A 12,845-nucleotide genomic window follows, 5' to 3' on the forward strand; every position below is an offset into this window, starting at 1 on the left:
CGCTTGGATGGGATGAATGAAATTTCTGCGCCTTCCATTTGCGCTGTTGATGACAGGTCTGCTGGGACTGAGCGGATGCAGCATGCATCAGCCGGTAGCCTTGTATCAGCTGGACAGCGGTGATCCAGGCCAGCCCTCGCAGAGCGCCGGCATGGCGGTTGTGCTCGGCCCGGTATCGGTCGCCGATTACCTGCAACGTGAAACCTTCCTGCAGCGTCAGCCTGATGGCAGCCTGACCTCGGCGACCGACGGTCGTTGGGCCGGCAGTTTGTCCTCGGACATCGACCAGTTGCTGGTTCGCCAATTGGCCTGGCGTCTGGACAGCCAGCGCGTGGTCCTGGCCCCGGCGACCGCCGGTTTCAATCCTGACGTGCAAGTGTTGCTGTCGATTACCCGCCTGGATTCGGGCAAGAACCAGCCGGCGATTCTCGACGCCCAGTGGCGCCTGCTCGATCGTCGCGGCAAGGTACGGGATAACCGTATCGTTCACCTGGAGCAGCCACACGAGGGCTCCGAGGCGTCCCAGGTGCAGGCCCAGGGGCAATTGCTGCAGAAGCTGGCCGAGCAGCTCAGTGTTGCGGTCAAACCGCTGGCTAACCAGCCGGCAATTGCTGAAGAGACCCCGCCTCAACGCAAGTCCGCCCCGGTTCAAGTCAAGAAGGGGCCTGAGAAGCCAAAGATTCCGATGGCCTCGCCGATTCGGACCGACATGGAGGTCTACCGGTTCTAAACCGATAGACACAAAAAAGCCCGCAGCGATGCGGGCTTTTTTTTGCTTCGTGAAGTGCTGGTGATTCGAGCTGTTGGAACGGTTGCGAATTAGGGGGCTGTTGTGCGGAGCCTCGCAGGTTGAGCCAGCTCCTACGGTGCGCTGGCTCGGCCCCAATCGTTCCTGAAGCTCAGGCCCGGCGCTCGTGCATGCGCGCCAACTGGCGCTCGAGCATGGACGGGTAGGGCTCCATTAGTCGCTCAACGCAGCAGGCGCCTTCGGGGCTGGCTATCGGGCGGATGCGAGCTCGTTGACGAATCAGTCCATCATCGCTGATCTTGCGTTCCACCAGCAGCAAGTTACGGCTGTGCTGCGAGAGCGCCAGGGCATCCTGGGCTTTTTCGGTCATCAGCAGGTCGACCTGCTCCAGACCCTGCAGGTCGTCCGCCAGGACCAAGCCCAGCTGCAGTTGCAGGGTGATGCCACTGTCGGCCACCTCGATCTGCAAGGCATGGCCCAGCGCCCGTAGCAATTCGCCGCAGCAGATGGCATTGGTCAGGTAATCCTCGCCACAGTCGCGACTGTGGAACAGCAGCAGGGTGCTGCCATCGTTGAGGGTGTAGGTCTCGCCGTCATACAGCGATGCGGCCTGCTCCAGGCAGTCGCGATAGCGCTCCAGCAACTCGGTCAGGCGTGTGCGGGGCAGGCGGCGCAGTTGCTCCTGGGAGCCCAGTTGCACGGCGAGCACGGCGCTGTACTGCGGCTCGTCGGACACCGCAGCGACGGGCTTGGCGTGGCTGTCCTCGGCGTCGATCAGACCGGCGAAGGCATCATCGTCCTCGTCGTCTTCAGTTGCAATCTTGGCTTTTGCCGTGGCCTTGGGGGCGGCGGCGACTTCGTCCAGGTCCTCGAAATCTTCTTCGATTTCCTCCGGTTCTGGCGGCGGGGGTGGTGCCAGGCGGGTGTGCAACTGACGCGCCAGGTCGCCGATCTCGTCCTGACGATCGGTGGCAGGGGTATAGGGATGCGGGTCACGCAGCCACACGCGCAACTGCAAGAGCGGCGTCGTGATGTGACGGCCCAGGCGCAGGCTCAGGGCCAGTGCCAAGGCCAGCAGGATGCCGCCGAGGATACCCATGCTCTGCAGGCTGATGGTCATCGGCTGCTGGAACTGGCTCATGTCCAGGCTGATGCGCAGTTGCCCGGCGGTCACGTCCTGGAAGGTGATCTTGGTCTGGTAAAGCCCTTCAGCCTCGCCCAGCAGTCCGTTCTTCGGCCGCTGGCCGGCTTCGGCCAGCATGCGGTTGTCCACGCTGTAGATGGCCGCATGGGCCACCAGCGGATTCTTCACCAGATTGCCCAGCAATACGTTGAGGCTGAGGATGTCGTTCGACACCAGCAGCTCGGTCGCCGAGTTGGCGGTCTGGATGGTCAGGCTCTGGCCGAGGGCGTCGGCCTGCTCATGCATGGCCTGCCGGAACTGCAGACCCATGACGCAGGCATAGATCACCAGCGCCAGGGCCACCAGGAAAATATTGTGGCTGGCGATGCGCAGAGCCAGCGGAACGCGACGCTGGCGCAGGGCTCGGAAGATCATCAGGAAGAAGTTATCAGGTTTGACTGGCGTGGGCCGGTTCACAGAGCGCGGCTCTTTATGGCGAAAAAGGTGTTGCGCAGTATAGCGAGCCGTGTTTTGTCGGCAAAGTATCGGTAGCGCCCGATGGTCACGGAAAATCGGTAGAATGCGCATTTTTCATCGAAGTCGGAGCCCGGTCTTGCGCGAAATCGTCCTGATCAACATCACTGGTGAAGACCGTCCCGGTCTCACTGCGGCCATCACTGGCGTCCTGGTCCAGGGCGGTGTGAACATTCTCGACATCGGCCTGGCGGTGATGCATGGCACCCTGTCCTTCGGCATTCTGGTCGATATCCCGGACAACGAAGTGGCCACCAACTTGCTGCAGAGCGTTCAGGCCAAAGCTCATGCGCTGAACCTGCAGGCCCGCTACACGCCCATTTCCGAGGCCGACTACCAGCATTGGGCCGACAGTCAGGGCGAGGCACGCCATATCGTGACGTTGCTCAGCCGCAAAGTGACACCGGAGCAGTTGCAGCGGGTCAGTGCTGTGATCAGCCAGTACGGCCTGACCATCGAGCGCATCGAGCGCCTGTCCGCTCGGGTGTCGCTGGATGCCTCCTGCGAGAAGAGCAAGGCCAGCCTCGAAATTTCCGTACGCGGCGAGCCGAGTGATTCCCAGGCCCTGCGCGCGGACTTCTTCGCCCTGGCCGAGGAGCTGAGCGTCGACATCGCCTTCCAGAAAGATGACCTGTTCCGCCGCAACCGGCGCCTGGCCGTGTTCGACATGGACTCGACGCTGATCGAGGCTGAAGTGATCGACGAACTGGCCAAGGCCGCCGGGGTGGGCGAGCAAGTGGCGGCGATCACCGAGCGCGCCATGCGCGGTGAGTTGGATTTCCGTGCCAGCTTCAAGGAGCGCATGGCCTTGCTCAAGGGCTTGGATGTTGGCGTGCTGGACCAGATCGGCGCTTCCCTGCGCCTGACGGAGGGGGCCGAGCACCTGTTCGCCGAGCTCAAGCGCCTGGGCTACAAGACAGCGATCTTGTCTGGTGGCTTCTCCTACTTCGCCAAGCAGGTGCAAGCGCGCCTGGGCATCGACTATGTCTTTGCCAACGAACTGGAAGTGGTCGACGGCAAGGTCACCGGCGTCGCCGTTGAGCCGATCGTCGATGCGCAGCGCAAGGCCGATCTGCTGCAGCAACTGGCGAGCGAAGAAGGCCTGCAGTTGGAACAGACCATTGCCGTGGGTGATGGCGCCAACGACCTGCCGATGCTGTCGCTGGCCGGCCTGGGCGTGGCTTTCCGCGCCAAGCCGCTGGTGCGCCAGTCGGCCAAGCAGGCAATCTCCACCCTGGGGCTCGATGGCGTGCTGTACTTGCTGGGGCTACGTGATCGCGACGCGCGTAGCTGAGGTTGGCGCCTACTGACGTAGCACCATGAAAAAGGCCCCGCCTGTGCGGGGCCTTTTTTCGTGGCGATGACTCAGGCTTGGGCAGGCTGTGCGAGCAACTCGCCCATACGTACCGCAGAGCCTGCACCCAGGCTTTGCGCCCACTTCACCTGCTCTGGGCCAAAAAGCACGATTGCGGTCGAACCCAGCTTGAAACGGCCCAGTTCGGCGCCTTTCTCCAAGTGGATAGGGGCACGGCTGCCTTCGTCGTAGCGGAAGGTCTTGAGTTCACGCTTGGGTGGCGTGACCAGGCCTGCCCAGACCGTCTCGATCGAGGCCACGATCATTGCGCCGACCAGCACTACAGCCATCGGGCCACGCTCCGTATCGAACAGGCAGACTACACGCTCGTTGCGGGCGAACAGCTCGGGTACGTTCTCGGCAGTGGTCTGGTTGACCGAGAACAGCCGGCCTGGCACGTAGACCATTTCTCGCAGGGTGCCGGCCAGTGGCATGTGCACGCGGTGGTAGTCCTTGGGCGACAGGTAGATGGTGGCGAACTCCCCCCCCATGAAGGGCGCGGCCAGGGCGGGATCGCCGCCAAGCAGTTCCAGGGCACTGAAACTGTGCCCTTTGGCCTGGAAGATACGGCCATGCTCGATCGGGCCGAGCTGGCTGACGGCACCATCGGCCGGGCACAGGATGGCGCCTGGGGTTTCGTCCAGCGGGCGGGCGCCTGGCTTCAGGGCGCGGGTGAAGAAGGCGTTGAAATGTTCGTAGGCGGTCAGGTCTTCGACCAATGCCTCGGACATGTTCACCTGGTAGCGCTTGGCGAACCAGGCGGTGAAGGCGTTCTTGAACCAGCGGGCGCGGCATTCGGCGACGCAGCCGGCCAGCCGCGAGAGCAGGTGATGCGGCAGCAGGTACTGGCTGATGATGAACAAACGGGATTTCATTGGGTTTCCTTGGAATTTCAAACTTCTACAGGCGTGTCCGGATGGTTGCCCCATTCGCCCCAAGAGCCGGCGTAGGCCTTCACTCGTGGATAGCCGAGGGCTTTGGCCACCAGATAGGTGAAGCCGGAACGATGGTGGGTCTGGCAGTGAGTGATCACTTCCTTGTCCGGGGTGATGCCGAGTTGTTGCAGGATGTCGGCCATGTCCGAGCGGATGCGCAGGTGGTCGTTCAGGTCCATGCCTGCGGTCCACTCGAAGTTGACCGCGCCGGGAATGTGCCCGCCTTTGGCGGCCAGGACTTTCTCACCTTTGTACTCGCCGGGGCTGCGGGCGTCCCAGATGGCCAGGTCCGCCGCGCCCAGTCGGCTTTGCAGGTATTCGCGGGTGGCGGTGGGCTCTGCATGCAGTTGCAGGTTGACCGGGCTGCCGCCGCTTGGCGGGATTTCAACGCTGAGCTTGTCAGCGGGCCAGGCCTGGATGCCGCCATTGAGGTAGTGGTAACGCGTGTGCCCGATGACATCGAGCAGCCAGATGAAGCGCCCGGCCCAGCCGCCCCCTTCATCGTCGTACACCACATAGACCGCATCGTCCCGGTGCTCGAGTTCACCGAACAGCTTCTCCAGGTCAGCCCGCGCCGGCAGCAACCCAGGTGCCGGTGGTTGTCCCAGCTGGGTGCGCTTGGGATCGACGAACCGGGCGCCAGGGATGTGCCCGCTGCCATAGCGATTGACGCTGGTCAGGTCGACGAGGATCAGCTGTGGCGAATCCAGGCGCGCGAGCAGGTCGGCCGGTTCGATCACCAGGGGCAAGCCGGAAAAGTCAGTCATCCACGATCTCCAGGGTGGAATAGAGGAGGCGATTGTAGCCTAAGGCTCAAGCGTTGCGGTTGGTAAAGGCCGACAGGGCACGCTCGGTGCATTGGGCTGTCTTGCCGAAAGCCTGCACGCTGACATCGGCCATGGGCCTGCCGCCTTGGTCGGCGATCATCAGCATCGTCACCTGGCCGTTGACTGCCAGCGAGCGCAGCAACAGATGCTCGCTGGACAGCAGTGCTCGCAAAGGAGTTGGCAGCAAGGCCGAGAACTGGGCGTGGTTCTCCGGCGTCAGGCGCAGTTGCGCCGCCTGGCCCATCAGCCGTTGCAACAATTTGCTCTGGTTCAGCGGCAGCACCAGCGAGGCTGCCTCCGGGGGCAGACCTGCGGTCTGCTGAACGCGCAGGCATTCATTGGGTCTGTCGAGCGCCAGCAACATGACCCGCTGCATGCCGCAGGCCAGGAGGGCTTCGCGCGCCTGGGTGCTCAGGTGCAGGATGGTGGTGAACGGGCTGGGTTGGACCAGCAACTCTCCACAGATTTTGCGCCAGTGCTCCAGATCCTTACTGGTGGGTGGCTCAGGTGCGAGCATGTCCGGATGCGGTCGCCGCTGGTGCCAGGGCCAGAGCAGCGCTTCGGCGGGATGGAAGAGGGCGTGCCGGGCGTGGTGCCGGGCACTGGCTGCCGCTTGCTGGTGAACCTGTTGCTGGACATCATCGAGCGAGGTTTGCAGGTACAACGCCGTCAGCAACTGCCAGCGCAGCAGGTGAGGATTGTCCCAGCCCACCTGCGCCGCCAGAGCCAGTCCGTTGGCCAGCAGCACGGTGTTGGCCGGTTGGTTGAACCAGCGGCGCAGCCCGGGCTCTTCATCCAGACGCTGTTGCTGGGTGAAGGCATCCTGCTCGCGCGCGATGGTCAGGATCTGGGCCAATTGTTCGCGCTCATCGAGCAGCAGGCGATAACCCTGGGTCACCCAGCCGGGCAAGCGCCATTGTTCGGCCATGGCTTGGCACAGGGTCACGATGCGTACGCCGAACAGTGCCTGCTCGACTTCGGCAGCCTCCTCACCCTTGTGGATGACTCGCAGCTCCCAGGCATCGAGCAATTTAGGGTAGGCCAAAGCCAGGGGCCACAGTGGCGACAGGAACAACAGGCTGCCCCAATGGATCTCTTGCCACAACCGGGCCAGGCGGCTGGCGAACAGGCCACTGGCCTGCTGGGCAGCGTGCTGGCTGATCAACAGGAACTGACGCAGTACTGGCGGAATATCTTCGCCGGGGACGGCAGGCAGACGTGCCAGCAGGCTCGCGGTGCGGGCCAGGCCTAGGCGATTGAGGGCGACTTCCAGGCTTTCGGCGGGTTCGGCCTGGCTGGCGTTAGCCGGATGGTTCGCCTCGCGCATCACCGAAAGCACCAGCGCTGGGCTATCCTGCATCAGTTCGGCGATGTCGCGCAAAGAGCGCCGGCTATCGTTGATGGCGGCCAGTACCCGGTCATGACTCTCCTTGGGTACTGGCAGGCGGATGCCATCGAGCAGTTTTACCCAGGCATCGAGCGTGGGTGGAATCTGGCTTGGTACCTTAGCGTCCATTGGCATTTTGACATCAGTCCGAACTGGCTTTTCGCATTTTGTGCCTATAGTCTGGCGCAGTTCTGTCGATAAGTAGAAGAAGAGTTTTAAAGCTCCCGCCCCTGACCCTGACCACCACAGCAAGTGCTTTGAACCTATGGCTAAAATTATCGGCATCATCGTCGTATTCGCGAGCGTGCTCGGCGGCTACGTGCTATCCCACGGCAAGATCGCAGCGCTGATCCAGCCGTTCGAAGTGCTGATCATCGGCGGTGCGGCCTTCGGTGCGTTCCTTCAGGCCAACCCTGGTCACATGACCATGCATGTGATCAAGAAGTCGCTGAAGATGTTCGGCACCCGTTTCACTCACACCTTCTACCTGGAGGTGCTGGGCCTGGTCTACGAGATCCTCAACAAGAGCCGCCGCGAAGGCATGATGGCCATCGAGGGTGATATCGAAGAGCCAGCCGCCAGCCCCATCTTCGCCAAATACCCGGCCGTTCTGGGTGACGAGCGCATGACCGCGTTCATCTGCGACTACCTGCGCATCATGTCCACTGGCAACATGGCGCCCCACGAGCTCGAAGGTCTGTTCGACATGGAGCTGCTGAGCCTAAAGGAAGAGCTTGAACATCCGTCCCATGCCGTGACGAGCGTCGCTGATGCCATGCCGGGCTTCGGTATCGTCGCGGCGGTACTGGGTATCGTGGTGACCATGGCTTCCTTGGGCGAGGGCGACCAGAAGTCCATCGGCCTGCACGTGGGCGCGGCGCTGGTGGGTACTTTCTTCGGTATTCTCGCGGCATATGGCTTCTTCGGCCCGCTCTCCAATGCCCTGCGTCACGACGCCAAGGAAGAGATCAACGTCTACGAGGCGATCAAGGCCTCGCTGGTCGCCTCGGCGTCCGGCATGCCGCCGTCGCTGGCCGTGGAGTTCGGGCGCAAGGTGCTGTACCCGTCGCACCGTCCAAGCTTTGCCGAGCTGGAACAAGCGGTCCGCGGTCGCTAAGCCATGGAGAACAATCAGCCCATCATCGTCAAGCGCGTCAAGCGCTATGGCGACGGCCACCATGGTGGCTCCTGGAAGATCGCCTTCGCCGACTTCGCCACCGCGATGATGGCGTTTTTTCTGGTGCTCTGGCTGCTGTCCACGGCCACGCCTGAACAGAAACTCGCCATCGCTGGCTATTTCAAGGACCCGATAGGCTTCTCCGAGAGCGGCACCCCCTACGTCATCGACCTGGGTGGTTCGCCACAACTGGCGCCGGAGAAAACCATCAATCCGGAAGAAAAATCCGAGCCGACACCTGACACCCACATCCAGCTGGACAAGGACAAGGTCGAGACCTTGGCCGAGCAGGTCGAGCAGGAGCGCTTGCAGTTGTTGCTGCAGGAACTGCAGAACAAGGTCGAGGAGAACCCGCAACTGCAGAAGTTCAAGGACCAGATCCTGTTCGAAATCACCCAGGACGGCCTGCGCATCCAGATCATGGATGCCGAGAACCGGCCGATGTTCGACCTGGGCAGTGCGCGCCTGCAGCCGTACTTCGAGGACATCCTGTTGGCCATGGCCGACACCATCAAGGCGGTGCCGAACAAGATCAGCATCAGTGGTCATACCGATGCCAAGCCCTATGCCGGTACTGGCGAATTCGGCAACTGGGAACTGTCGGCCAACCGCGCCAATGCCGCGCGACGTGCGCTGGTCGCCGGGGGGTACCCGGATGAGCAGGTGGCACGAGTGGTGGGTTACGCCTCGTCGTCGCTGTTCGATCGCAAGGACCCGTTCAACCCGGTCAACCGACGTATCGACATCATTGTCCTGACCAAGAAGGCCCAGCGCACCATCGAAGGCGAGCAGGGCACGCCACAGGCCCCGCCGGCGACAGAACAGGCTCCGGCCAATGGTGCGCCGGGGGCGGCTACCCCGGCCGCGCCGGGCCCGGGCGATACGGCTGAGGCACCGATGCAGCCGCGTGAGCTTCGCCAGAAGCTGAACATCTTCGAAGATGGTGTGTTGAAAATGGACAATACCCAGGAGTGAGACCTGGGCTGGGCCAGTCCACATAAGGCCGCGCCTGCAATCGCTGCAGGCGTGGCCTTGTCTTGTCTGGGAGCTGTTCGGCAGGCCTGCGCTGGATGACTCAGTAGGTGTCTTGCGGCAGGCTGGCGATGATCGAGCGGTAGCTGTTCATCCGCTGTGGCTTGATGCGCCCGTCATCCAGGGCCTGGAGCAAGGCGCAGCCGGGTTCACGGTCGTGTTTGCAGTCGCGGAAGCGGCAGTGGCCGAGCAGTTCGCGGAACTCGATGAAGCCGCCCTCGACATCGTCGCGGCTGACATGGCCCAGGCCGAATTCGCGGATGCCGGGTGAGTCGATCAGATCACCACCGTTGGGGAAATGGTACAGGCGGGCCGTGGTGGTTGTGTGTGTGCCCTGTCCAGACCATTCGGACAGATCGCCCACACGAGTCCTGACCTCCGGCAATAGGCTGTTGACCAGCGATGACTTGCCGACTCCCGACTGGCCGACGAACACGCTGATGTGCTTGTCCAGCGTCTGCTGCAAACGCTGCATGCCCTCGCCCTGATGAGCCGAAACCTCCAGAAGGGGATAACCCAGGTCGCGGTAAACCGCCAGGAGGGCCTCGATGGTCGGGCCGTTCTGCTCATCGATCAGGTCGGCCTTGTTCAGCAGCAGAAGAGGGCGGATGCCTGCGTGTTCGGCGGCGACCAGGTAGCGGTCGATCAGGTTGGCCTGGGGTTCGGGGGCGGGAGCGAAGACGATCACGATCAGGTCGACATTCGCCGCCACCGGCTTGAGCTGGCCGTGATTGTTCGGCCGGCACAGCTCGGCGGAGCGGGGCATCTGCGCGACGATCACACCATTGCCCTGGTTGCCCGCTCGCCATACCACCCGATCGCCAGTGACCAGTGCCGGTAAATTGGCTCGCAAATGACAGCGAAACACCTGGCCCTTGGCCTCGCCATCCTGCGCCTCGACCTCCACCTGCACGCCGAAGTGAGCGATCACCAGCCCCAGCTGTTCAGGGCCTAGATCACCCCCTTCCAGCTCCTGCAGGGCGTGTTGCTCACGTTTGGCGGCGCGAGCGGCGCGCTCGCCTTGGATTTTTTCGATGCGCCAGTTTTGGCGACGGTTGAGCTGGCGTTTGGCCATGGAGGTTCCGTGTCGGCGGGGCAGAAGGAAAAACGGCTGGCAGTTTAGCACGCCGAAAGCCCTCGCCTTATTCGGTTACGGTTTCGCGGCCAAATGCACGGCGAAAGCTGCTATTTCTATAGAAATGACTACATATATAGAGAGGGTGAAAAAAATCAGGGAAACACCCATCCGGCGCTAAGCTTCCGGCGGGTATGGAGTTTCCCTAGGCATCTAATTGCCATTGTGCGACGATGCCGCCCTGCACCAGAAGCTGGCACCTTGCCGCTGTGCAGATTCGATACGCAGGATTTCCAAATGATGGCCTGCCACGCAATGACCAAGGAGCGGGGAAGGCCGCGATATTGTGCCTGATGGACATGCTGATTAGAGTTTTCTACGGTGATAACCCAGCGTTTCTCTGCGTGCCCAGGAGCATGGGTGATCGCATTCCTTCGCAGCGTTTCCTGAGTACGGCGGCTGGCCTGGGATCGGAGGTATTGCATTGGAGGTCGGGCGTTTGAGCATTCGTCCATCATTGGGACCTGATGCAGAAGGTGGCGCGGACGCGCCCTTGGTCTCCGTGCTCGTGCCTTGCTACAACCGCGAGCTGTACATCGAGGAAGCACTGCTGAGCATCCTTGAACAGGATTACCCGAATTTCGAGCTGATCGTCGTCGACGACGGCTCGCAAGATGGCAGTGCCCAGCGGATCGAAGCCTTGCGCGAGCGTTATGGTTTCCAGTTTTATTGCCAGCAGAATCAGGGTGTGAGCGCGGCACTCAACACAGCGCTCAAGTATGCACGCGGTCAGTACATTGCGACCCCGGACTCCGACGATGTCATGTTGCCAGGCCGTCTGGCGCTGCAGGTCGCCTACCTTGAGCAACATCCCGAAGTCGGATGCGTCGGCGCCGGGGTTGTGTATGTGGATGCCAATGGCCGGCGCTTGAAAGCCGAGAAGTGCAAGCCGATACGCGCTTTCAGTTTTTCCGAGTTGCTGGCCACTGCCCGTGCGGTTGGGGCGCCGGTGGCCATGTACCGACGCGAGGCTATGGATCGTGTCGGTGGTTACGACCCGCAGATTCGTATCCAAGACTTCCAGATGACCCTGAAGATCGCCTATCTGGGTTACCGCGTGGATATTCTGCCTGACCTGGTGACGCTGTATCGCAAGCATCCGGGTAACATGTCGACGACGGCCTACAAGCGCCAGCTTGACTATGACCTGATGGCAATCGCCCCTTATCAAGATCATCCCGGCTACCTGCCGGGATTGACCTGCGTGATGAACAAAGCCCTCAAGCACTCGGTGGTTTCGCAAAAGGGCTATGCGCTCGGGTTGTTGATGAAAATTCCGCCGTGGCGCTGGAATCGCGTGACCTGGCGACGCATTCGCCAGCTGGTGTTCAAGTTCCGTGAGTAATCAGATGTTGTCTACAAAGCAAAATTTGCTGCAAGCCTGGAATAGCTGGCGGGCGCCCGTACGTATGGGTGAGGGACGAGCGGCCCGGGTCGCGGAAACGATGCTTGGGATTGGTGTGTTTTGGAGCATTGGGGGCGTGTTCCTGACGCCGACTATGAAGCTCTATCACACGCTTCTGGTGTTGTTCGTCTACCTGCCCGCCTTGTGGTTGGTCATCAGTCGTCCGGCGAGCCTCAAGCAACTGTTGCACGAACGAATCGAGGCGCGCTTGTTCCTGGTATTGCTGGTCTGGGCCGGGCTTTCATTGTTCTGGAATGGTGAGCCGGGTGAACACCTGTCCCGCCTCAAGCGCTTGTTACTGTTCTGCCTGCTGGTCTGCGGGTGGGTGCTGTGGGCGCGGATGAGCGAGCAGCGCTTGCGTGGCACCATGGTGGTGTTGGGCGCGCTCAATAGCCTGTACAGCGTCGCGGCCTTGCTGTGGTTGAAGCCGGTGTTCGGGCGTATGAGCGGGTTTGGCGGTTTTCTCGACAATCCCAATGCGGCGGCCTATGCCACTGGCTTTGTAATGCTGTTGGCGTTGCCATTGCTTCCGGCTATGCGGTCCTGGCGTATAGGGTGGCTGCTGCTTCAGATCCCTCCACTGATCTATGTCGGGCTGTGTGCGAGCCGAGGGACGTTGTTGGGGTTGATGGTGGTGGCGCTGTTCTACCTGGTGTTTTTGGCCGGGCGCCGAGGGCGGTGGATCGCGCTCTTGGTCTTGGCTGCTGGCGCGATGCTGGCCTGGCTCGAGCCGACCTTGCTGGCGCGTGGGGATTCGGGGCGCTTTGAATTGCTGCAAAGTGCCTGGCCGATCCTGAAGGAGCATTTCTGGATCGGCCTGGGCTATGGGGCAGGCTATGAGCTCCATCTTTGGGGCCGTCCGACCGACATGGACGTTCACAACTTCCTGATGCATACGGCGATGCAATATGGCGTGCCGGCATTGCTGGTGTGGTGCTGGCTATGGGTGGCGCTGGGCCTTCGGGCCTGGCGGGCTCGTCATACCCAGCTGGGCCTTTCGGTGCTGCTACTTTGGGTTTTCGCCAGCGTGGCCATGCAGTTCGATGTCTTCAGTTTGTGGGAGCGTACCCGTGCGATGTGGTTGATGCCATGGGTTGTGGTACTGCTGGGGTTAAGCTTGAAGGTGCCGACTAATTCATCCGCTGCTGAGCAGAATTAACCGCCCCGGGGCTCGCGTGGGCTAAAATG

General features: G+C 61.9%; 11 protein-coding genes. 6 read left to right on the top strand and 5 right to left on the bottom strand.

The genetic code is table 11. The features are described 5' to 3' along the window. Positions 1-16: 16 nt before the first annotated feature. Complete coding sequence (locus HMPREF3173_RS00885; protein WP_070571122.1) at positions 17-730, top strand: PqiC family protein; 714 nt, start codon at positions 17-19, stop codon at positions 728-730. A gap of 169 nt (positions 731-899) precedes the next feature. Here HMPREF3173_RS00885 and HMPREF3173_RS00890 read toward each other — a convergent pair whose 3' ends face one another. After that, positions 900-2,348 (bottom strand): histidine kinase, encoded by a 1,449-nt coding sequence (locus HMPREF3173_RS00890; RefSeq protein ID WP_070571123.1) that lies wholly within the window; start codon positions 2,346-2,348, stop codon positions 900-902. A gap of 136 nt (positions 2,349-2,484) precedes the next feature. Between HMPREF3173_RS00890 and serB the strand changes: the two genes are divergently transcribed. Next, positions 2,485-3,699: a phosphoserine phosphatase SerB gene (gene serB / locus HMPREF3173_RS00895; RefSeq protein ID WP_043212004.1), complete on the top strand. Its 1,215-nt coding sequence runs from the start codon at positions 2,485-2,487 to the stop codon at positions 3,697-3,699. A gap of 71 nt (positions 3,700-3,770) precedes the next feature. Here serB and asd read toward each other — a convergent pair whose 3' ends face one another. The 3 genes from asd to HMPREF3173_RS00910 are packed head-to-tail and all read right to left on the bottom strand — an operon-like array spanning position 3,771 to position 7,043. After that, on the bottom strand, positions 3,771-4,634 hold the full coding sequence (gene asd / locus HMPREF3173_RS00900; protein ID WP_043212003.1) for an archaetidylserine decarboxylase: 864 nt from the start codon (positions 4,632-4,634) through the stop codon (positions 3,771-3,773). Positions 4,635-4,651: 17 nt separating this feature from the next. Beyond that, complete coding sequence (locus HMPREF3173_RS00905) at positions 4,652-5,461, bottom strand: rhodanese-like domain-containing protein (protein ID WP_070571124.1); 810 nt, start codon at positions 5,459-5,461, stop codon at positions 4,652-4,654. Positions 5,462-5,507: 46 nt separating this feature from the next. Continuing rightward, positions 5,508-7,043, bottom strand: a complete 1,536-nt coding sequence (locus HMPREF3173_RS00910; protein WP_070571125.1) for an HDOD domain-containing protein — start codon at positions 7,041-7,043, stop codon at positions 5,508-5,510. Between the two features lie 130 nt (positions 7,044-7,173). On the opposite strand from HMPREF3173_RS00910, the gene motA reads away from it, so the two are divergent. Together motA and motB are read left to right on the top strand one after the other, a co-directional pair. Continuing rightward, positions 7,174-8,025 carry a flagellar motor stator protein MotA gene (gene motA / locus HMPREF3173_RS00915; protein WP_070571126.1) on the top strand — a complete coding sequence of 284 codons (852 nt, stop codon included), beginning with the start codon at positions 7,174-7,176 and terminating at the stop codon, positions 8,023-8,025. 3 nt (positions 8,026-8,028) lie between these two features. Next, positions 8,029-9,060, top strand: coding sequence for a flagellar motor protein MotB (gene motB / locus HMPREF3173_RS00920; RefSeq protein ID WP_070571127.1), 1,032 nt, complete (start codon positions 8,029-8,031; stop codon positions 9,058-9,060). Positions 9,061-9,160: 100 nt separating this feature from the next. On the opposite strand, the gene rsgA is transcribed toward motB, so the two are convergent. Beyond that, positions 9,161-10,192: a small ribosomal subunit biogenesis GTPase RsgA gene (gene rsgA, locus HMPREF3173_RS00925; RefSeq protein WP_070571128.1), complete on the bottom strand. Its 1,032-nt coding sequence runs from the start codon at positions 10,190-10,192 to the stop codon at positions 9,161-9,163. Between the two features lie 553 nt (positions 10,193-10,745). On the opposite strand from rsgA, the gene HMPREF3173_RS00930 reads away from it, so the two are divergent. Continuing rightward, the gene (locus tag HMPREF3173_RS00930) at positions 10,746-11,597 is read left to right on the top strand and encodes a glycosyltransferase family 2 protein (protein WP_274093561.1); all 852 of its coding nucleotides are present in this window, start codon (positions 10,746-10,748) and stop codon (positions 11,595-11,597) included. Between the two features lie 154 nt (positions 11,598-11,751). After that, positions 11,752-12,816, top strand: a complete 1,065-nt coding sequence (locus HMPREF3173_RS00935) for an O-antigen ligase family protein (RefSeq protein ID WP_256543682.1) — start codon at positions 11,752-11,754, stop codon at positions 12,814-12,816. Positions 12,817-12,845: the final 29 nt, after the last annotated feature.

The sequence above is a fragment of the Pseudomonas sp. HMSC08G10 genome (assembly GCF_001808425.1).
Classification (GTDB): Bacteria; Pseudomonadota; Gammaproteobacteria; order Pseudomonadales; family Pseudomonadaceae; genus Aquipseudomonas; species Aquipseudomonas guariconensis.